This window comes from Streptomyces sp. NPDC030862 (assembly GCF_055571835.1).
Genome location: NZ_JBVIEN010000005.1, coordinates 327,705 through 347,762 on the forward strand (window position 1 = coordinate 327,705; position 20,058 = coordinate 347,762).

Sequence of the window (20,058 nt, forward strand, 5' to 3'; positions counted from 1 at the left end):
GATCCGGTCTCGCACGCTAGCGCGCCCACCCGGCCCAGGGAACGAGGCGGGCGACACGGCCTTCCCAGCGAACATACCGACTGGTTAGTCTGTCGACTCGGAGCAGCGAACAATCACGACGGAGAGGCGGGTCTCGATGAGTACGACGGTCCAGGGCGCGGGCGTGGTGGTCACCGGAGCGGGCGGCGGCATCGGTGCCGCGCTCGCCCGCAGGTTCGTCGCCGAAGGCGCGCGTGTCGTCGTCAACGACATCGACCCGGGCCGCACCAAGGCCATCGCCGACGAGATCGGTGCCACGCCCGTTCCCGGGGACGCCTCCGCGATCGTCGACGAGGCCCGCGAGGCGCTCGGCGGCACCGTCGACGTCTACTGCGCCAACGCCGGACTCGCCTCGCCCGGCGACGCCTTCGCCGACGAGGAGGTCTGGGCGGCCGCCTGGGACGTCAACGTCATGGCCCACGTGCGCGCCGCCCGGGCCCTGCTGCCCGACTGGCTGGAACGCGGAGCGGGCCGCTTCGTCTCCACCGTCTCCGCGGCCGGGCTGCTCACCATGGTCGGCGCCGCCCCGTACAGCGTCTCCAAGCACGGCGCGTACGCGTTCGCCGAATGGCTCTCCCTCACCTACCGCCACCGCGGCCTCAAGGTCCACGCCATCTGCCCGCAGGGCGTCCGTACGGACATGCTCACCGCCGCCGGAACGGCCGGCCAACTCGTCCTCGCGCCCACCGCCATCGAGCCGGAGGACGTCGCCGACGCGCTCTTCGACGGCATCGAGGCCGACCGGTTCCTGATCCTGCCCCACCCCGAGGTGGCCGGTTACTACCGGGCCCGGGCGAGCGACCCGGAGCGCTGGCTGAACAATATGAGCCACATCCAGCAGAAGTGGGAGGGCACCGGACAGTGACCGCGACCTCGATCTACGCGGCCAAGCCGTGGCTCGCGCAGCTCAGCGACGCCCAGCGGGCCCCGACAGACCCCGCGCCGACCGTGGTACACGCCTTCCGCGCGGCCGTGGCCCGCGCCCCCGAGCACACCGCCCTCGCCTACTTCGACGGGCGCCTGACCTACCGCGAGACCGACGAGCTCTCCGACTCGGTGGCCGGATTCCTCGCCGCCCGCGGCGTACGGCACGGCGACCGGGTCGCGATCATGCTCCAGAACACCCCGCACTTCGTGCTCGCGCTGCTCGGCGCCTGGAAGGCGGGCGCCACCGTCGTCCCGCTCAACCCGATGTACAAGTCCGCCGAGGTCGCCCACGTCCTGAAGGACTCCGGGGCCACCGCCTTGCTCTGCGCGGACCGCGCCTGGGAGGCGTACCTGCGCGACACGGCCGCCGGCTCCTCCGTACGCGTCGCCCTCACCGCGTGCGAGAAGGACCTCCAGACCCGCGACGACCCGCGGGTGCTCGGATTCGAGCGGCTCCCCGCGCCCGCCGACACCGACGACCTCACCGCCGTCGCCCGCGCCGGCCACCCGGCGCCCGAGGGGCGGGACCTCGGCGCCGCCGACGTGGCGCTCATCAGCTACACCTCCGGCACCAGCGGCACGCCCAAGGGCGCCATGAACCTGCACGGCGGCATCACGTACAACGCCGAACGGCAGCGCGCCGGCCACCCCATCGCCGAGGGCGCCGCCTACTTCGCGCTCGCGCCGCTGTTCCACATCACCGGCATGGTCTGCGAACTCGGCGCCTGCGTCGCCAACGCCGGCACCCTCGTCCTCACGTACCGCTTCGAGGCGGGCGTCGTCCTCGACGCCTTCGCCGAGCACCGCCCGGCCTACACCGTGGGCCCCTCCACCGCCTTCATGGCGCTGGCCGCCCACCCCTCGGCCACGCCGGACCACTTCGCCTCCTTCCGGGTGATCTCCTCGGGCGGCGCGCCGCTGCCCCCGGCCCTGGTCGAGAAGTTCCGCGCCGGCTTCGGCCCGTACATCCGCAACGGTTACGGCCTGACCGAGTGCACCGCCCCCTGCGCCTCCGTACCCCCCGAGAAGGAGGCCCCCGTCGACCCGGCGTCCGGCACCCTCTCGGTCGGCGTCCCGGGCCCCGACACGGTCGTCCGCATCCTGGACGAGAACGGCCGGGAGGTGCCGTTCGGGGAGCCCGGCGAGATCGCCGTGCGCGGCCCCCAGGTGGTCCCCGGCTACTGGCGGCTCCCCGAGGCCACCGCCGAGGCCTTCCCGGATGGCGAACTGCGCACCGGCGACATCGGCTTCATGGACCCGGACGGCTGGCTGTACGTCGTCGACCGCAAGAAGGACATGATCAACGCGTCCGGCTTCAAGGTCTGGCCGCGCGAGGTCGAGGACGTGCTCTACGGCCATCCCGCGGTGCGCGAGGCTGCCGTCGTCGGCGTCCCCGACGCGTACCGGGGCGAGACGGTCAAGGCGTACGTCAGCCTGCGCCCGGGCGCCGCCGCCGAGCCGGCCGAGCTCTCCGCCTACTGCGAGCAGCGCCTGGCGGCGTACAAATATCCCCGCGAGGTCGAGATCCTGCCGGAGCTGCCCAAGACGACGAGTGGGAAGATCCTCAGGCGGGAACTGCGTTCACCCGCGTAGGCGCCGTCGAGATCCGGACATCCGACGGACGAGCCGAGAGACCCGAGCGACCCGAGTGACACGAGAGAGGTGGCGGCACATGGCCAGGACGACGGACGGGAGCGGCACCCCCGTCCCCCAGAGGCTGCTGGCCACCGCCACCCGGCTCTTCGCCGAGCAGGGGTACGACCGCACCTCCGTCCAGGAGATCGTCGAGTCGGCCGGCGTCACCAAGGGCGCGCTCTACCACTACTTCGGCTCCAAGGAGGACCTCCTCCAGGAGGTCTACGCACGCGTGCTGCGGCTGCAGCAGGAGCGGCTGGACGCCTTCGCGGACGCCGACGCGCCCGTGGAGGAGCGGCTGCGCGACGCCGCCGCCGACGTGGTGGTCACCACCATCGAGAACCTCGACGACGCGTCCATCTTCTTCCGCTCCATGCACCACCTGAGCCCGGAGAAGAACAAGCAGGTACGGGCCGAGCGGCGCCGCTACCACGAGCGGTTCCGGGCGCTCATCGAGGAGGGACAGGCCGCCGGCGTCTTCTCCTCCGCCACCCCGGCGGACCTGGTGGTGGACTACCACTTCGGCTCCGTCCACCACCTGTCCACCTGGTACCGCCCGGACGGGCCGCTCACCCCCCAGCAGGTGGCCGACCACCTGGCCGACCTCCTGCTGAGGGCCCTGCGGCCGTAAACCGGGTCTCCTAGGCGTACTTCTTCAGCTCCCGGCGGGCCAGCGACCGCTGGTGCACCTCGTCCGGCCCGTCCGCCAGCTTCAGCGTCCGCGCCGCGGCCCACAGTTCGGCGAGCGGGAAGTCCTGGCTGACGCCGCCCGCGCCGTGGAGCTGGACGGCCTTGTCGATGATGTCCACCACCGCGCGCGGGGTGGCGATCTTGATGGCCTGGATCTCGGTGTGCGACCCCCGGTTGCCCACCGTGTCCATCAGCCAGGCCGTCTTCAGCACCAGCAGCCGCAGCTGCTCGACCGTCACCCGGGCGTCCGCGATCCACGCCCCCACCTGGCCCTGCGCGGCCAGTGGCTTGCCGAAGGCCGTACGGGACACCGCCCGGCGGCACATCAGCTCGATGGCCCGCTCGGCCATGCCGATCAGCCGCATGCAGTGGTGGATCCGGCCGGGCCCGAGCCGCGCCTGGGCGATGGCGAAGCCGCCGCCCTCCTCCCCGATGAGGTTCGCGGCCGGGACGCGGACGCCGTCGAAGACCACCTCGGCGTGGCCGCCGTGGGAGTGGTCCTCGTACCCGTACACCTGCATCGCGCGCCGCACCTGGACACCGGGGGTGTCGCGCGGGACGAGGATCATGGACTGCTGACGCCGGATGTCCTCGCCGTCCGGGTCGGTCTTGCCCATGACGATGAAGATCTTGCAGTCCGGGTTCATCGCCCCGGAGATGTACCACTTGCGGCCGGTGACGACGTACTCGGCCGCTCCGTCGGGGGCCCGCTCGATCCGGGTCTCGATGTTCGTCGCGTCGGACGAGGCCACCTCCGGCTCCGTCATCGCGAACGCGGAACGGATCTCCCCGGCCAGCAGCGGCTCCAGCCACTGCTTCCGCTGCCGCTCGTCGCCGAACTGCGCCAGCACCTCCATGTTCCCGGTGTCGGGCGCCGCGCAGTTCAGCGCGGTGGGCGCCAGCTGGGGCGAACGGCCGGTGATCTCGGCAAGCGGCGCGTACTGCAGGTTCGTCAGCCCGGCCCCGTACTCGGTGTCCGGCAGGAAGAGGTTCCACAGGCCCTGCCTGCGCGCCTCCGCCTTGAGCTCCTCCACGACCGGCGGGGTGTCCCACGGCGAGGCGAGCTCCGCCCGCTGCGCGTGCGCCACGGCCTCGGCCGGGTACACGTGCTCGTCCATGAAGGCCAGCAGCCTGGCCCGCAGCTCCTCGGTGCGCGTGTCGAATGCGAAGTCCATGGGGTGCGTCAGCCTTCCTGGCGGCGGAGGGTGGTCAGGCCGTGCTCGATGAAGACGGGGACCAGCTCGCCGATCCGGTCGAAGCCGGCCCCGACGGTCTGCCCGAGCGTGTAGCGGTAGTGGATGCCCTCCAGGATCACGGCGAGCTTGAACCAGGCGAACGCCGTGTACCAGGGGAGGGCGGAGACGTCGCGGCCGGAGCGCTCGGCGTACCGCTCGATCAGCTCGGCGGGCGAGGGGTGGCCGGGGGCGGCGGCCGTGGTGGAGATGGGCGAGCCCGGCAGGTCCAGCCGGACGCTGTACATCGACAGCAGCCCCACGTCCGTGAGCGGGTCGCCGAGCGTGGACATCTCCCAGTCCAGTACGGCGTTGACGCGGTCGTCCTCGCCCAGCAGGACGTTGTCGAGGCGGTAGTCGCCGTGGACGACGGTGGCGGCGGGCGAGGCCGGGAGCCGGCGCCCCAGCGTGGCGTGCAGCTCGTCGATCCCGGCCAGCTCGCGGCTGCGCGAGGCGTCCAGCTGCTTGCCCCAGCGGCGCAGCTGCCGGTCCAGGAAGCCGTCGGGACGTCCGAAGTCGCCGAGGCCCACCGCCTCCGGGTCCACGGCGTGCAGCTCGACCAGCGTGTCGACGAGCCCGAGGAGCGCGGCGCGCGTGCGCTCGGGGCCGAGGGGGGCGAGCTGCTCCGCCGTGCGGTACGGCGTGCCGCTCACGAACTCCATGACGTAGAACGGCGCTCCGAGCACCGACTCGTCCTCGCAGAGCACCACCGGCTCCGGCACCGGCACCGCCGTCGGGTGCAGGGCGCTGATGACCCGGTGTTCGCGCTTCATGTCGTGCGCGGTGGCGAGGACGTGCCCCAGGGGCGGTCGGCGCACGACCCACTGGCCGGTGCCGTCGGTGACGACGTACGTGAGGTTCGACCGGCCTCCCTCCACGACGCGGGCGCCGAGCGGTCCGCTCACCAGTCCGGGCCGCTCGCGGTCGAGGAAGCCGCGCAACTGCTCGGGGTCGAGACCTGGCGGATGGACTGCGCTCATCGTTCGCACCTCCGGGGCGAAGGAACCGGTGTCGTACGGAGCAGCATGACCGACCAGTCGGTATGTCGTCCAGTGCCGGGCCCGTCGGGGTCCGAAAGCGCCTGCCTGACCTCTGGCCCGGCGGCGCTTCACACGCCGCCGGCTGGACGACGACGGCACGCTGCACGAGCGCGACGACGCGGAGAGTCGACCCCATGTGGGTCACGCCCCCGTGCCGCGCCGGTGAACCGGCGGCCCCGCGCCGTCCCCGCTCAGGCGTGGCAGGCGACCGGCACGCCGCCGTTCATCGCCGTCATGTCCCCGAAGACGGCGGCTATGTCGAGCGGCGAGCCCTCCGGCTCGCCGTCGAGTTCCGCGTACGCCCGGTGCACGTTCGCCACCAGCCGCTCGCTCTCGCGCCACGCGGCGAACTCGCCCAGATCCGCCTCGCGGGCCACCTCCAGGGGCGTCAGCCCCTTCGTCCGCCCCTTCTCGGCGAGCTCGGCGACGTACCGGAGATAGCGCTCGGTCGCGTCGTACGCCGACGCATCCGTGAGCGGGCCGTGCCCGGGCACCACGGTGCGCGCACCCAGCGAGCGCAGCAGTTCCACGGCGCGCAGCGACCCGCGCAGCGAGCCGGACGCCAGGAACGGCGTACCGCCCTCGAAGACGAGGTCGCCCGTGAAGACGACGGACTGCCCGGGCAGATGCACGATCGTGTCCCCGGGCGTGTGCGCCACGCCGGGATGGATCAGCTCCACCTCCGTGGACCCCACGTGCAGCGTGAGCCGGTCCTCGTACGTGAGCGAGGGCGCGGTGACGTCGATGTCGCCGAAGTCGGTCTGCGGCCACACCAGGTGCAGCTGCCTCCCCGCCGCGAGCACCTCCCGCCGGCAGGCCTCGTGGCCGACGACCGTCGCGCCGGGCGTGAAGACGGAGTTGCCGTACGTGTGGTCCCCGTGGTGGTGCGTGTTGACCACGAACCGCGGCAGCGGGGCACCGTGTTCCCGCAGCGCTTCGCGCAACCACAGGGCGCGCCGCTCGGTGGCGGCGGTGTCGACGAGGACGGTGGTCTCGCCGTCGCTGACGAAACCGGCGTTGTTGAGGCACCAGCCGCCGTCCGGCTGGACGTAGGCGTGTACGCCGGGGGCGAGTGGGACGGTGTACGGATCGGTGGCGGGCACCGGGCGCTCCAGGGGTCGTGGCCGACTTCTCGGACAGAGCCTGCCAGTTGACCCCGGACACGGAGAAGAGAGCCCCGGCCGGAGCCCTCTCGTCCGGCGAACCGCCACACGCTGCCATCATGGTGGGCGTGAGCTCCTTCGACGCGATGGCCGGCACCAACCAGGTACCCGAACGCTGGAGTGCGCGCGAGGCGCCCTACGGGGACTTCATCGTGTTCGCCGACGGCTCCCTGTCGGTGATGACCCTGATGCGGTTCTCGCCGCCCGACCGGCGGGACGACCCCCGGGCCGAGGACTGGCGGTGGTGGGAGGTCCTGCGCGCCACCGCGTGGACGCCGGTGGACTGGACGAGCATCGACAGCACGCTCGCCTCGTGCGCCTACGGCGGAAGCCGTGCCCTGAGCGGCGAGGGGGTGGACCACGGGAGCATCGGCTGGGTGGCCCTGGCGCGGGACGACGACGAGGGCGCCCTGGAGTGGCTGGCGGTCTCCTGCTCCTCCGACCCGTTCACCGAAGTCGCCCTGGACGCCGCCTCGGTGACCGCCACCAGCGCGGCGGGCCGCATCTGGACGTTCCCCCGGGACGCCCCGCAGCGGGTGAGGATCACCGAGGCCCCCGCCCACCGCTGACCCCACCCGCACCTGGCAACCCGGGCGCTCCCTCGGTAGTCGTCAGTGGTCGTCCCAGTGCCCGCCGTGGGCGGCGTGCCGGTGCCCCTCGTGGACGTAGTCGACGTGGTCGCCGTGCGCGACGGCCGGGTGCCCGCAGCCCCTGCCGTGCTCGTGGGCGTGCCCGCTGTGGGCGATGTGCTCGCCGGGTTCGCACTCGTCCCAGTGGCCCGCGTGCTCGCGGTGCAGATGCCCGTCGTGGACGTAGTCGAGATGGTCGTTGTGCGCGACGGCCTCGTGCCCGCAGGCCGGGCTGTGCGCGTGCTCGTGGACCAGGTGTTCGTGGTGGGGCGGGACGGTCATGGCGGAACCCCCGGGGAGCCTGTGCGGAGGGTCGATGACACTTCCAGGCTAATCCGTTTTGTCATAGTCGGTCTGTTTCGGCTTGCGCGGGCGCGGAGCGGACCCGAGGGTCGGATCATGAAGGCGATCAGCTACAGCCGTTACGGCGGCCCCGAGGTCCTGGAGTTCGGTGAGCATCCCGACCCCAAGGTCGGGCCGGACATGGTGCTCGTCAAGGTGCGCGCCGCGGCCGTGAACCCGGTCGACTGGAAGGTGCAGGCCGGCTACATGGACACGGCCATGGACGCCGTCTTCCCGGTGATCCCCGGGTGGGACGTGTCCGGTGTGGTCGTCCAGCCGGGGATCGCCGTCACCGAGTTCGGGGTCGGCGACGAGGTCATGGGGTACGTCCGCGAGGACGTCCTGTGGCACGGCACCTTCGCCGAGTACGTCGCCGCGCCCGTACGGACCCTGGCGCGCAAGCCCCGCAGCCTGGGCTTCGAAGAGGCGGCGGGCCTCCCGCTGGCCGGACTGACCGCCTACCAGGTGCTGACCAGGGCCCTCCAGGTGCGGCCCGGCGAGACCGTGCTGGTGCACGCGGCCTCCGGGGGAGTCGGCTCCATGGCCGTCCAGATCGCCCGCCACCTCGGCGCCCGCGTCATCGGCGCCGCACGCGGACCGGGCGAGGAACGGGTCCGCGAGCTGGGCGCCGAGCCGGTGCCGTACGGCGACGGCTTCACGCGCCGGGTCAAGGCCCTGGCGCCGCACGGCGTCGACGCGGCCTTCGACACCCTCGGCGGCCAGGCCCTCAAGGACTCGGCGAACCTGCTGGCCCCCGAAGGGCGCCTCGCCTCCATCGCGGACGGCGAGGTGGTCGGCCTGGGCGGCCGCTACTGCTGGGTGCGCCCGGACCCGGCGGACCTGGCGGCCCTCGCGGAACTGGCGGACCAGGGGGCGCTGGCCGTACGGGTCGCCAAGACGTTCCCGCTGGAGCAGGCCGCCGAGGCGCAGCGGGCGAACAGGGAGGGCGGCCTCGGCGGCAAGGTCGTCGTCACCGTGGACTGGACGGAGTAGGACGGCCGGACCGACAGGGCGGAGCGGCCCCTCACACCACCACCGCCACCGCGAACGCGGCGAGCGCGACCGTGCAGACCGCCGCCGCGACCGCGCCCCGCGGCGCCAGCGACCGGGGCCGGACGGCGTCCAGGGCCCGCATCCGGCGGTGCGCCACACCCAGGAACGCCAGCCAGACCAGCAGCGACAGGGCCGCCCCCACCAGGCCGCCCGCGGTGACGTCGTCGTGCAGCGCCTGCTTGGCGGCCAGCACCGCGGCGACCGTCGCCGACAGCGTGGTACGCCGCCATGCGAGCCGCGTCCGCTCCGGCTGCAGGCCGGGGTCCCGCTCCTCGGCCTCACCCGCCGCCCCGGGGCGCGCCGCCATCAGCCCCGCCAGCCGAACAGCACGACCATCACCATCGCGCCGGCGACCACCCCCACGGCGATGCTCAGGAGTGCCGGGAACCGGCTCATCGGCAGGTCCTCGCCGCGCCGCATCGCCCGCTCGCACCGCACCCAGTGGTTCACCGCCCGCAGGGCGCACAGCGCCCCGGCGGCCAGCAGCGCGAGCGCCATCCCGACCCGTACGCCCCACCGCAGATCGGGCAGGAACTGGTCGACGGCGAAGCCGCCGCCGACGAGCGCGAGCGCGGTGCGTATCCAGGCGAGGAAGGTGCGCTCGTTGGCGAGGGAGAAGCGGTAGTCCGGCGTGTCGCCCTCGTCCCGGATCCGCCGCGGCGAGATCCACAGCCGCAGTCCTCGCACGAAATCGCTCACATGATCACATTAACGGGCCGGGTCGTCGGCCGCCCGATGGGCCAGCAGGCGCGCGTACGCGGCGGCGCCGTCCGGCACCCACGGCCAGTCGGCCAGCCGCGCCCGCACCTCCTCCTCCGGCAGGAAGGCGTGCCAGGCCACCTCCTCCGGCTGCGGCGCCACAGGGAGCGTGCACCGCACCTCGTAGACGGCCGACCACCAGGACCCGTGCCCGCCGCCCTCCCCGTACAGGAACCGGAAGAGCGGCGTCGGCCGGGGCAGGCCGCGCACGCCCAGCTCCTCCTCCGCCTCGCGCAGCGCCGCCTCGTCGTAGCTCTCGCCCGCGCCGACGACACCGCCGACGAACATGTCGTACATCGAGGGGAAGACCAGCTTGGTGGCCGTCCGGCGGTGCACGAAGATCCGGTCCTCGGCATCCCGCACCAGGATGAACGCGCAGCGGTGGCGCAGGCCCCGCGCGTACACCTCGCCGCGCGGCGCCTGCCCCACCACCACGTCGTTCTCGTCGACGACGTCCAGGATCTCGTCGGCGGAGGTCGCGGAGGTCGCGGAGGTCGCGGAGGTCGCGGGCGTCGCGGGCGTCGCGGGCGGTGCGGGGGTCCCCGGAGTCGCGGGTGTCTCGGGAGTCATGGGGACATTATCGGTCCGTGCGGTTGACGTGTTACTCGCGCGTACCGAAGATCGGAACACCTGCCGGCGCCGACAAGGAAGAGGCCCATGGCGTACGACGCTGATGTGATCGTGATCGGGGCGGGCCTCGCCGGCCTGACCGCCACCGCCGAGCTCGTCGACGCGGGGCGCAGCGTCATCCTCATCGACCAGGAGCCGGAGCAGTCGATCGGCGGCCAGGCCCACTGGTCCTTCGGCGGCCTCTTCTTCGTCGACTCGCCCGAGCAGCGCCGGATGCGCATCCGGGACAGCCGCGACCTCGCCCTCCAGGACTGGCTCGGCACGGCCGGCTTCGACCGCCCCGAGGACCACTGGCCCCGCAAGTGGGCCGAGGCGTACGTCGACTTCGCGGCCGGCGAGAAGCGCCCCTGGCTGTACCGGCAGGGGGTCCGGTTCTTCCCGGTCGTCGGCTGGGCCGAGCGCGGCGGCTACGACGCCACCGGCCACGGCAATTCGGTGCCGCGCTTCCACATCACCTGGGGTACCGGCCCCGGCCTCCTCGCCCCCTTCGAGCGCCGAGTCCGCGCGGGCGTCGCCAAGGGGCTCGTACGGCCGGCGTTCCGGCACCGCGTCACCGCCCTCGGCCGCACCGCGGGCTCCGTCGACACCGTCAGCGGCGAGATCCTGGAGCCGTCGGACGCCGAGCGCGGCACCGCCAGCAGCCGCGGCGTCACGGGGGCGTTCGAGTACCGGGCCCAGGCGGTGATCGTCACCTCGGGCGGCATCGGCGGCAACCACGACCTCGTCCGCGCCCACTGGCCGGAGCGGCTCGGGACCCCGCCCGAGAAGCTGCTCTCGGGCGTGCCGGCCCACGTCGACGGCCTGATGCTCGGCATCGCGGAGAAGGCCGGCGCCCACCACGTCAACCGCGACCGGATGTGGCACTACACCGAGGGCATCGAGAACTGGAACCCCATCTGGGCCCGGCACGGCATCCGCATCCTGCCCGGTCCGTCATCCCTGTGGCTGGACGCCCGCGGCCGCCGCCTGCCCGTGCCGCTCTTCCCCGGCTTCGACACGCTCGGCACCCTGGAACACATCATGCGGTCCGGGCACGGCCACACCTGGTTCGTCCTCAACCAGCGCATCATCGGCAAGGAGTTCACCCTCTCCGGCTCCGAGCAGAACCCGGACCTGACCGGCAAGTCCGTACGCGGCGTCCTCGACCGCGCCCGCGCCGACGTGCCCGGGCCGGTCAAGGCCTTCATGGACCACGGCGCCGACTTCGTCGTCGAGCGGGACCTGCCCTCCCTGGTGCGCTCCATGAACGCGCTCACCGGGGAACCGCTCATCGAAGAGGCCGCGCTGCGCCGCGAGATCGTCGCCCGCGACCGGGAGATCGCCAACCCCTTCACCAAGGACCTCCAGGTGACGGCGATCCGCGGAGCCCGCAAGTACCTCGGCGACCGGCTGATCCGCACGGTCGCACCCCACCGCATCCTCGACCCCAAGGCCGGCCCGCTGGTCGCCGTCCGGCTCAACATCCTCACCCGCAAGTCCCTCGGCGGCCTGGCGACCGACCTCTCCTCCCGCGTCCTCGCCCCGGACGGCACCCCGCTGCCCGGCGTGTACGCGGCCGGTGAGGCCGCCGGGTTCGGCGGCGGCGGCGTCCACGGCTACCGCTCCCTGGAGGGCACCTTCCTCGGCGGCTGCCTCTTCTCCGGCCGTACGGCGGGCCGCGCGGCGGCGAGGGCGGTCGGCTGAGGGCGGTCCGCCGGCGTCCCACGAGGGCGCCTGAGTACGTCGCCCACGCGGAATTGAGTACTCCACCGCAGGCCGGCGGCCCGGCCGCGCCCCTAACGTCTGCAGCATGACCAACGCCCCAGTCCTCCCCGAGGCCCGTACGCCCCTGCGTTCCTTCGTCCGCTTCCTCGCCTGGGGGATCGGCGGCACCGTCCTCACGGTCCTGTGCGTGGTCGTGGCGGGAGCCGTCTACCTGGAGTGGTCCCTGGCGGCATCGAAGGACGCGGCGAGCATCGACCTGGTGGGCGACGCCCCTTACACCCTCGAGCCGGGGCACACGGCACGGTACGAGGACGGCGTGCGCGCCACCGTCAGCGCGGCACGGCGCATCCCGCCCGTGCCGAACGACGACCGCAGGCCGGGTCAGGTGACCTTCGAGTTCTCGGTCACGTACGCCAACGACAGCGACAAGACACTCGGGATCGACGCGTTCGACGAGATCACGGAGCAGGGCGGCACCTCGGGCTACGGCGCCGAACTGGCCGTCAACCAGGAGGCCCCCCGCACCGGCGAGGACTGGTTCCCCGAGACGCTCGCGCGAGGCGAGCAGGTCACGGTACCGGTCCGGATCAACGTCTCCGCCGACGCGGACGCGGTGGTCTTCGAAACCTCCGTCACCGACGGCTACCCGGGCCGTGAAGCCGCCCGCTGGAAGCTTCCGCTCAGCGGCTGACGCCCCCGCCCCCGCCCCCGGTCAGGGCCGGTAGCGCAGCGGATGGTCCTCCGGTACCTCCACCACCGCGATGCGCACCCCGTCCGGGTCGGCGATCCACATCTCGACCAGCCCCCACGGCTCCTTCAGCGGCGGCCGCAGCACCTCCACTCCACGCCCGCGCAACTCCTCGTACGCGGCGTGCACATCGGCGACCTGGAGCCACAGCCGCATGCCGGGGGAGGGCGGGGCGTCCGAGCGGCCGGAGAGTTCGAGGAACCCGCCGCCGAGGAAGTACACCGTGCCCCGCTCGGGCCCGGTACCGAACTCGCGGTAGACCGCGAGCCCCAGCGCCCCGCCGTAGAAGTCGCGTGAGCGCTGCGGGTCCACGGGGCTCAACAGGATGCGGCTGCCCAGTACATGCACCATGGGCGCAGCCTATGCCCGACGGGCCGCGCCCCGCCCTCGGAACGCAGAAGCGGCCGTCACGTCCGTACCTCCACCACCCGGAAGCGCTCGGCGACGATCATCGTCGTGTCGTCCACCGTGAACTCCGGGTCCCCGAGCGCCTCGCGCATCTCGGCGCTGTGCCAGAACCGCTCGTGCCCGGCCCGCCACTCGGCGACCGAGCGGTAGCCCTCGCCCTCGTCGAGCGCGTGCCGCAGGTCGACCTCGCCGAGCGGCAGCACCCGCACCTCGGTCAGCTCCAGCACCGCGACCTCGCGGCCGTCGGAGTCGATGAGCGCCGACCGCTCGCCCACCGGCGGGAGTTCCTCGCCCTCGGCCTCGTACTCGACCAGCAGCCCGGTCGTCGAGACCTTCTCGCCCGAGAGCACGGCGGCGACCAGCCGGTCCCGCAACGGCCCCGGGAAGGCGAGGAGATACGGCGGCAGCGGGGTGCGGGCGGAAGACATGCGGGCCAGTCTGGCACGCGTGTCCCCGCCCACGCCCCGCGATGTCCGCCGCCTCTACAACACCAGCGACAGCAGCAGCACCACGACGATGCCGACGACCGAGATGATCGTCTCCATCACCGACCAGGTCTTGACGGTCTGGCCGACGCTCATCCCGAAGTACTCCTTCACCAGCCAGAACCCGGCGTCGTTCACATGGCTGAAGAAGAGCGAGCCGGCGCCGATCGCCAGCACCAGCAGCGCCGCGTGCGTCGTCGACATGTCGGCCGCCAGCGGTGCCACCAGGCCGGCCGCCGAGATGGTGGCCACCGTCGCCGAGCCGGTCGCGAGCCGGATCGCCACCGCGATCAGCCAGGCGAGCAGCAGGGCCGGGATCGACCAGTCCTCGGAGAGGTCCAGGATCATCCGGCCGACACCCACGTCGATGAGCGTCTGCTTGAAGCCGCCGCCCGCGCCCACGATCAGCAGCACGCCCGCGATGGGGGCGAGGGAGGTCTCGACCGTGGAGGAGATCCGCTCCTTGGTGAACCCGGCCGCCCGGCCCAGTGTGAAGACGCCCACGACGACCGCAGCCAGCAGGGCGATCAGCGGCGAGCCGATGACGTCGAAGACCCGCTGGACGTGGTGCTCCGGGTCGTCGACGACGATGTCCACCAGCGCCTTGGCCAGCATCAGGACCACCGGCAGCAGCACCGTGGCGACGGTGGCGCCGAACCCCGGCCGCCGGTCCAGGTCCTCGGTGGCCCGCTCAGGGATCATGCGGTCCGGCGCCGGGATGTCGACCCAGCGGGCCGCGTACCGCGAGAACAGCGGACCGGCGATGATCACCGTCGGGATGGCGACGAGCACACCCAGCGCCAGCGTGACGCCGAGGTTCGCGCCGAGCGCGTCGATCGCGACGAGCGGCCCGGGGTGGGGCGGGATGAGCCCGTGCATCACGGACAGCCCGGCGAGCGCGGGGACGCCGATCCGCATGAGCGAGTAGTGGCCGCGCTTGGCGACGAGCAGCACCACCGGGATCAGCAGCACGATGCCGACCTCGAAGAAGAGCGGCAGGCCGATCACGGAGGCGATCAGCACCATCGCCCACGGCATGGCGCGCCCACCCGCCCGTCGCCCGCCGCCACCCTTCTGCGGAAGGGCCTGCGGCCCTGCCCCTCCCCATTTCGCCAGGATGGTGTCGACGATCTGGTCCGCACCGCCGGAGTCGGCGAGCAGTTTGCCGAGGATCGCGCCGAGCGCGATGAGCACGCCCACGCTGGCGACGGTCGACCCGAGGCCCTTGGTGAACGACGCGATCGTCGCGTCGAGCGGGGCGGCCGCGAAGGCGCCGAGCGCCAGGGTGCCTATGGTCAGCGCCAGGAAGGCGTGGAGCTTGAACCGGGTGATGAGCAGGACGATGACGGCGATGCCCGCCAGGACGGCGAAGCCCAGGTGGGCGTTGCCGGCTGAGGTGATCGGTTCGGTGGCGTCCGCTGCCAGCATCTCGACGTTGAGACTGGTCACAGGGGGTCCTCGGGGTTCGGGGGAAGGAGTGCGGGGGGCCGGGGCCGGGCCCGGGAGGGGGCCAGGCCCGGGGGTTGGGGAGGGTCCCAGGGGTCAGCGGTTCGTCACGAGCCGCCGCAGCGCCTCGACGGCGCGGTCCGCGATGGCCTCCGGGCCGCCGGAGACGTCGACGGCGACGCCCGTCTCGTCGGCGCCCAGCGGCTGCAGCGTGGCGAACTGCGAGTCCAGCAGCGCCGTCGGCATGAAGTGGCCCTTGCGCGCCGCCATCCGCCCCTCGATCAGCGCCCGGTCGCCGGTCAGGTGCAGGAACACGACGCCGGGCGCGGCCGCCCGCAGCCGGTCGCGGTAGGACCGCTTCAGCGCCGAGCTGCTCACCACCCCGCCGAGGCCCTCGCGGCCGTGCGCCCACCGCCCGATCGCGTCGAGCCACGGCCACCGGTCCTCGTCGTCCAGCGGGGTGCCGGCCGACATCTTGGCGATGTTCGCCTCGGGGTGGAAGTCGTCGCCCTCGGCGTATGGCACGCCCAGGCGCTCCGCGACCAGCGGACCGATGGTGGTCTTGCCGGTGCCCGCGACACCCATCACGACGACGACTGGGGGGTTCTGCATGGGGCCTGCGCCTCGCTGTCCTCTTCGACACGTGACATCGACTGACTGTCGCCGCACACTGAAACGCATCGCGTACGACATATTCAAGGCCCTGTGACTTAAAAGTCATACTTATTTGCGCCGGTTACGCTATGTGCATGACGACTCCGGCCCGCGGGCTCCATACCCACGTACTGGACACCCTGGGTCTGGCGATCACCGCGGGGGAGTACCCGCCAGGCAGCGTGCTGCGCACCGACGAGCTCGCGCAGCGCTTCGAGGTGTCCCGTACGGTCATCCGCGAGGTGGTCCGCGTCCTCGAGTCGATGCACCTCGTCGAGTCGCGACGCCGCGTCGGGGTCACCGTCCGCCCGACCGCACAGTGGAACGTCTACGACCCGCAGGTCATCCGCTGGCGGCTGGCCGGCGGCGACCGCCCGCGCCAGCTCCGGTCACTGACCGTCCTGCGCTCCGCCGTCGAGCCCGTCGCCGCGGGCCTCGCCGCCGTCCACGCCACCCCCGAGCAGTGCCGGGAGCTCACGGAGCAGGCGCTCGGCATGGTCGCCACCTCGCGCGGCGGGCAGCTGGAGGGCTATCTGGTGCACGACATCGCCTTCCACCGGGTCATCCTCGCCGCCTCCGGCAACGAGATGTTCGCCCGCCTCGGGGACGTCGTCGCGGAGGTCCTGGCCGGCCGCACCCATCACCACGTCATGTTCGAGGACCCCGACCCGGCCGCCGTCACGCTCCACGTCCAGGTCGCCGAGGCCGTGCGGGAACGGGACGCGGCGCGCGCCGAGGAGCTGACGCGGCAGATCGCGGAGGGCGCCCTGCGCGAGCTCGATGTGCTCGCCCCCTGACCGGCGCACCCGGCCGGCGCCCTTAAACTGCTGCAGCCGATTAACCGGCCGGTAACCTCAAAAACACCTCAGATCCGCCCGTACGTGACATAGGCCACAGCCAAAACGGCAGCGTTGCCGTGACTATGGCCCCTGGCCTGCGTGCCCCGGTGACCACCCTCATCACCTGCGTACGGCTGATACCGCACGACCCCCTCACAAAGGCGACTTCCAGATGAGTGACCGCACCATGCCTGCGGCCGACCCCCTGAGCCCCGCATCCCCGGCGGCGACGGGCGCCCCCCACATCGACGCCGGTGACGCCGGTTACAGCAAGGACCTCAAGTCCCGCCACATCAACATGATCGCGATCGGTGGCGCGATCGGCACCGGCCTGTTCCTCGGCGCCGGTGGTCGGCTGGCGGGCGCGGGTCCCTCCCTCGCCATCGCGTACGCCGTCTGCGGCGTCTTCGCCTTCTTCGTGGTCCGGGCCCTCGGCGAGCTGGTGCTCTACCGCCCGTCCTCCGGCGCCTTCGTCTCGTACGCCCGTGAGTTCATGGGCGAGAAGGGCGCCTACACGGCCGGCTGGCTGTACTTCCTCAACTGGTCGACCACCGCCGTCGCCGACATCACCGCGGCCGCGACGTACGCCCACTTCTGGGCCATGTTCAGCGACATCCCCCAGTGGATCCTCGCCCTGATCGCCCTCGCCGTCGTCCTGACCGCCAACCTGATCTCGGTGAAGTACTTCGGCGAGATGGAGTTCTGGTTCGCCATCGTCAAGGTCGCCGCGCTGGTGATCTTCATGTGCGTCGGCATCTACCTCGTCGCCACCCAGCACGAGGTCGGCGGCCACACCCCGGGCCTGGCCACCATCACCGACAACGGCGGGATCTTCCCGACCGGCATGCTGCCGATGCTGATGGTCGTCCAGGGCGTCGTCTTCGCGTACGCCTCCGTCGAGCTGTGCGGCGTCGCCGCCGGTGAGACCAAGAACCCCGAGAAGATCATGCCGAAGGCGATCAACTCGATCATGTGGCGCGTGGGCCTCTTCTACGTCGGCTCCGTCGTGCTGCTGGCGCTGCTCCTGCCGTACACCTCGTACTCCGCGGACCAGAGCCCCTTCGTCACCGTCTTCGACAAGCTGGGCATCCCCGGCACGGCCGGCATCATGAACCTGGTCGTCCTGACCGCCGCCCTCTCCAGCCTGAACTCGGGCCTGTACTCCACCGGCCGCATCCTGCGCTCGATGGCCATGTCCGGCTCCGCGCCCCAGTTCACCGCCCGCATGAACAAGGGCCACGTGCCCTACGGCGGCATCCTGCTCACCGCCGCCTTCGGTGTGCTGGGCGTCGGCCTGAACTACGTCATGCCGGGCGAGGCCTTCGAGATCGTGCTGAACCTCGCCTCCATCGGCATCCTCGGCACCTGGGGCATGATCATGCTCTGCTCGCTGCTGTTCTGGTCGCGCTCGAAGGACGGCCGGGTCACCCGCCCCTCCTACCAGCTGCCCTGGGCCCCGTACACGCAGATCGTGACGCTGGTCTTCCTCGCCACCGTCCTCGGCCTGATGTGGTACGGCGGCGGCGTCGGCCGCATGACCGTCAACCTGCTGCCGGTCATCGCCGCGCTGCTGGTCGGCGGCTGGTTCCTGGTCCGCAAGCGCGTCCTGGCCCTCGCCGCGGAGCGGCAGCAGGCCTGACCCGCACACGGTCATCTGAAAGCCCCCGCCGGACAGCGTCGTCCGGCGGGGGCTTCGTCGTGCGGGCGTCAGTGGTGCCCGCCGTGGCCGCCCGAGCCGTGGTCGAACTTCAGCGCCTCCCTCGGCATCACCACGAACGGCCGCATCATGCCCATGTCCTCGTGCTCCAGCAGGTGGCAGTGGTACATGAACCGCCCGTACGCCCCGTCGAACCGGCCCATCACCCGCACCATCTCGCCCTGAGCCACCCGGAACACGTCCTTCCAGCCCTGCTCGTTGGCCGGTACCGGGATCTTCCGCCCGGGGTCGTACGCCACCGGCGCCCGCGTCCCGCCCAGCGCCGGGTCGAACTCCGCGACCGAGTACGCGTCCCGGCCCACCACCTGGAAGTCCGCCAGGTGGATGTGCATCGGGTGCAGCGGCGCCCCCAGGTTCAGGAACGACCACTGCTCGTACGTCCCCTCCGCGATGGTGAAACCGAGCCCGTCGTTGAAGGTCCGGGCCGTGCGCCGGTACGTCCGCACCGTGCCGTCGGGGCCCTTCACCTGGATGATCCCCGTCGTCGGTACCTGGACGTCGACGTCCTTGACCTCGGCCATCTCCCAGATCTCCGGGTGGCCGCCGCCGCCCACCGTCGCGGGCGGCGTCAGCACGATCAGCCGGTGCCCGTGGTCGATGTGGTCGTGGTCGAACCGCCGGAAGGACCCGGACAGCACCCGCGGCAGCTCGAAGGTGTCGGCGCCCGCGCCCTCGGCCACCCGGAACTCCATCACCTGCGGGTACGGCACGTTCCGCGTCGCGTCCGGCACGCCGGGCGCCTGCCCCGCCGCCTTGTTCACCAGCCGCACGCGCCGGCCCGCGAGCCCCCGGAAGTCGAGCAGCAGGTCGAACCGCTCGGCCGGCGCGATCGTCAGCGGCTCACCCGCCTCGAAGTCCACCGCGACCGGCCGCGGCAGCAGCCCGCCGTCGCTGCCGATCTGGTGGACGACGCCCGGCACCGGGTTGTCCTCGTCGTCGACCAGCACCAGGTCGTACACGCGGGCGTTGGAGGCGTTCACCAGCCGGAAGCGGTACCAGCCGTCCTCCACGTCCAGGTACGGCCAGATCGTGCCGTTGACGGTCGTGTACGGGCCCAGGAACGGCAGCGACACCGGCTTGCCCGTCTCGGGGTGCTCCCGGACCAGCCTGGTCGTCTTGTGCAGCAGCCGCCCGTTCAGCCGCCCGTCCTCGTCGGTGTCCAGGTTCCGGTCGGCGAGGACCAGCGGCAGCTCCCGCGCCCCGGAGGGCAGCCCGAGCGCGTCCTCCTCGTCGTCCCGCACGAGGTAGGTGCCGACGAGCCCCGCGTAGACGTTCCAGCGGGTGATGTTCATGGCGTGGTCGTGGTACCACCACTGCACGGCCTGGTGGTCGTTCGGATACTCCGACAGCTGGGCGTCGCCGTACCCGACGGCGTTGTCCGCCCACCCGTCGTTCCCGCCGCCCGTCTGGGCGCCGTGCAGGTGCGTCACGGACCAGGCCGGCAGCGCCGCCACGTCCTTGCTGGGCTCCGCGCCCTCCCGGCCGGGCCGGTTGTGCGGATCGGGCCGCCCCGCCACCCGGTCCACCTCGACGGCGGTGACCGGGTACTCGCTGCCCGGCGGGATGCGGTTGGTCCAGGCGATCCGGACGCGCTGCCCGCGCCGCACCTCGATGGTGGGGCCGGGGACGCTGCCCTCGTACCCCCACATCAGCGTCGGCGGCAGCTGGGAGTGCATCCGCACCCACGTGGGCCGGAGCGCGATCTCGATCTCCTGCCGTACGTCCGGCTGGTCGGGCCGGATGACGGGCGGGACGGTCAGCGGGTCGACGTACGGGACGAGCTCCCCGTCCCTCGCGGCGGCGCTGCCCGAGACAGCCTCGACGATCTTCTGGGCGAGGCTCTCCACAGTCTGTGTCATGTTTCCCCCGTAGCGCAGTGGTGTGGCCCTGCACTCGTGAGGACGGTCCGGCCCGCCGG

At 72.5% G+C, this 20,058-nt stretch carries 21 protein-coding genes; 9 read left to right on the plus strand and 12 right to left on the minus strand.

The window, feature by feature from the left end:
- The first annotated feature begins 136 nt into the window (after window positions 1–136).
- The 3 genes from ACZ42X_RS15970 to ACZ42X_RS15980 all read left to right on the plus strand — a co-directional run bounded on the left by ACZ42X_RS15970 (window position 137) and on the right by ACZ42X_RS15980 (window position 3,232).
- A complete protein-coding gene (locus ACZ42X_RS15970; protein ID WP_468289548.1) occupies window positions 137–904 on the plus strand; it encodes an SDR family oxidoreductase in 768 nt (255 codons plus the stop codon).
- Window positions 901–2,559: a class I adenylate-forming enzyme family protein gene (locus ACZ42X_RS15975; protein WP_468289551.1), complete on the plus strand. Its 1,659-nt coding sequence runs from the start codon at window positions 901–903 to the stop codon at window positions 2,557–2,559. Before ACZ42X_RS15970 ends, ACZ42X_RS15975 begins: the two co-directional genes overlap by 4 nt.
- Before the next feature lie 79 nt (window positions 2,560–2,638).
- Window positions 2,639–3,232: a TetR/AcrR family transcriptional regulator gene (locus ACZ42X_RS15980; protein WP_361422023.1), complete on the plus strand. Its 594-nt coding sequence runs from the start codon at window positions 2,639–2,641 to the stop codon at window positions 3,230–3,232.
- Between the two features lie 10 nt (window positions 3,233–3,242).
- Here the strand turns inward: ACZ42X_RS15980 and ACZ42X_RS15985 are convergent, their stop codons facing one another.
- The 3 genes from ACZ42X_RS15985 to ACZ42X_RS15995 all read right to left on the minus strand — a co-directional run bounded on the left by ACZ42X_RS15985 (window position 3,243) and on the right by ACZ42X_RS15995 (window position 6,666).
- Window positions 3,243–4,466 carry an acyl-CoA dehydrogenase family protein gene (locus ACZ42X_RS15985; RefSeq protein ID WP_468289555.1) on the minus strand — a complete coding sequence of 408 codons (1,224 nt, stop codon included), beginning with the start codon at window positions 4,464–4,466 and terminating at the stop codon, window positions 3,243–3,245.
- Window positions 4,467–4,474: 8 nt separating this feature from the next.
- Window positions 4,475–5,503 (minus strand): phosphotransferase family protein, encoded by a 1,029-nt coding sequence (locus tag ACZ42X_RS15990; RefSeq protein ID WP_468289558.1) that lies wholly within the window; start codon window positions 5,501–5,503, stop codon window positions 4,475–4,477.
- 251 nt (window positions 5,504–5,754) lie between these two features.
- Window positions 5,755–6,666, minus strand: a complete 912-nt coding sequence (locus tag ACZ42X_RS15995) for an MBL fold metallo-hydrolase (protein WP_468289561.1) — start codon at window positions 6,664–6,666, stop codon at window positions 5,755–5,757.
- Window positions 6,667–6,794: 128 nt separating this feature from the next.
- Here ACZ42X_RS15995 and ACZ42X_RS16000 point away from each other — a divergent pair, with 128 nt between their 5' ends.
- A complete protein-coding gene (locus tag ACZ42X_RS16000) occupies window positions 6,795–7,295 on the plus strand; it encodes a hypothetical protein (RefSeq protein WP_468289563.1) in 501 nt (166 codons plus the stop codon).
- A 42-nt stretch (window positions 7,296–7,337) separates the two neighbouring features.
- Here the strand turns inward: ACZ42X_RS16000 and ACZ42X_RS16005 are convergent, their stop codons facing one another.
- Window positions 7,338–7,637, minus strand: coding sequence for a hypothetical protein (locus ACZ42X_RS16005; RefSeq protein ID WP_468289566.1), 300 nt, complete (start codon window positions 7,635–7,637; stop codon window positions 7,338–7,340).
- Between the two features lie 117 nt (window positions 7,638–7,754).
- On the opposite strand from ACZ42X_RS16005, the gene ACZ42X_RS16010 reads away from it, so the two are divergent.
- Window positions 7,755–8,690 (plus strand): NADP-dependent oxidoreductase, encoded by a 936-nt coding sequence (locus tag ACZ42X_RS16010; RefSeq protein WP_468289569.1) that lies wholly within the window; start codon window positions 7,755–7,757, stop codon window positions 8,688–8,690.
- A 31-nt stretch (window positions 8,691–8,721) separates the two neighbouring features.
- Here the strand turns inward: ACZ42X_RS16010 and ACZ42X_RS16015 are convergent, their stop codons facing one another.
- The 3 genes from ACZ42X_RS16015 to ACZ42X_RS16025 are packed head-to-tail and all read right to left on the minus strand — an operon-like array spanning window position 8,722 to window position 10,079.
- Complete coding sequence (locus tag ACZ42X_RS16015; RefSeq protein WP_361422047.1) at window positions 8,722–9,057, minus strand: DUF202 domain-containing protein; 336 nt, start codon at window positions 9,055–9,057, stop codon at window positions 8,722–8,724.
- Window positions 9,057–9,449, minus strand: coding sequence for a YidH family protein (locus tag ACZ42X_RS16020; protein WP_468289573.1), 393 nt, complete (start codon window positions 9,447–9,449; stop codon window positions 9,057–9,059). Before ACZ42X_RS16020 ends, ACZ42X_RS16015 begins: the two co-directional genes overlap by 1 nt.
- 9 nt (window positions 9,450–9,458) lie before the next feature.
- Window positions 9,459–10,079, minus strand: a complete 621-nt coding sequence (locus tag ACZ42X_RS16025; RefSeq protein WP_468289576.1) for an NUDIX domain-containing protein — start codon at window positions 10,077–10,079, stop codon at window positions 9,459–9,461.
- Between the two features lie 87 nt (window positions 10,080–10,166).
- On the opposite strand from ACZ42X_RS16025, the gene ACZ42X_RS16030 reads away from it, so the two are divergent.
- Both ACZ42X_RS16030 and ACZ42X_RS16035 read left to right on the plus strand, forming a co-directional pair.
- Window positions 10,167–11,822: an FAD-binding dehydrogenase gene (locus ACZ42X_RS16030; protein WP_468289578.1), complete on the plus strand. Its 1,656-nt coding sequence runs from the start codon at window positions 10,167–10,169 to the stop codon at window positions 11,820–11,822.
- A gap of 106 nt (window positions 11,823–11,928) precedes the next feature.
- Window positions 11,929–12,534 carry a hypothetical protein gene (locus ACZ42X_RS16035; protein ID WP_468289581.1) on the plus strand — a complete coding sequence of 202 codons (606 nt, stop codon included), beginning with the start codon at window positions 11,929–11,931 and terminating at the stop codon, window positions 12,532–12,534.
- A gap of 21 nt (window positions 12,535–12,555) precedes the next feature.
- On the opposite strand, the gene ACZ42X_RS16040 is transcribed toward ACZ42X_RS16035, so the two are convergent.
- From ACZ42X_RS16040 to ACZ42X_RS16055, 4 genes are all read right to left on the minus strand, one after another.
- Window positions 12,556–12,942, minus strand: a complete 387-nt coding sequence (locus ACZ42X_RS16040) for a VOC family protein (RefSeq protein ID WP_361422062.1) — start codon at window positions 12,940–12,942, stop codon at window positions 12,556–12,558.
- A gap of 56 nt (window positions 12,943–12,998) precedes the next feature.
- On the minus strand, window positions 12,999–13,427 hold the full coding sequence (locus tag ACZ42X_RS16045; protein ID WP_468289585.1) for an ASCH domain-containing protein: 429 nt from the start codon (window positions 13,425–13,427) through the stop codon (window positions 12,999–13,001).
- Between the two features lie 54 nt (window positions 13,428–13,481).
- Window positions 13,482–14,933, minus strand: coding sequence for a GntT/GntP/DsdX family permease (locus ACZ42X_RS16050; protein WP_468289588.1), 1,452 nt, complete (start codon window positions 14,931–14,933; stop codon window positions 13,482–13,484).
- Between the two features lie 93 nt (window positions 14,934–15,026).
- Window positions 15,027–15,542, minus strand: a complete 516-nt coding sequence (locus tag ACZ42X_RS16055; protein WP_468289591.1) for a gluconokinase — start codon at window positions 15,540–15,542, stop codon at window positions 15,027–15,029.
- A 137-nt stretch (window positions 15,543–15,679) separates the two neighbouring features.
- Between ACZ42X_RS16055 and ACZ42X_RS16060 the strand changes: the two genes are divergently transcribed.
- Entirely contained in the window at window positions 15,680–16,381 is a 702-nt protein-coding gene (locus tag ACZ42X_RS16060) for a FadR/GntR family transcriptional regulator (protein ID WP_361422071.1), read from the plus strand.
- A gap of 214 nt (window positions 16,382–16,595) precedes the next feature.
- Window positions 16,596–18,062, plus strand: a complete 1,467-nt coding sequence (locus tag ACZ42X_RS16065; RefSeq protein ID WP_468289595.1) for an amino acid permease — start codon at window positions 16,596–16,598, stop codon at window positions 18,060–18,062.
- A gap of 68 nt (window positions 18,063–18,130) precedes the next feature.
- Here the strand turns inward: ACZ42X_RS16065 and phsA are convergent, their stop codons facing one another.
- Entirely contained in the window at window positions 18,131–19,999 is a 1,869-nt protein-coding gene (gene phsA / locus ACZ42X_RS16070) for an O-aminophenol oxidase PhsA (protein ID WP_468289598.1), read from the minus strand.
- Between the last annotated feature and the right edge of the window lie 59 nt (window positions 20,000–20,058).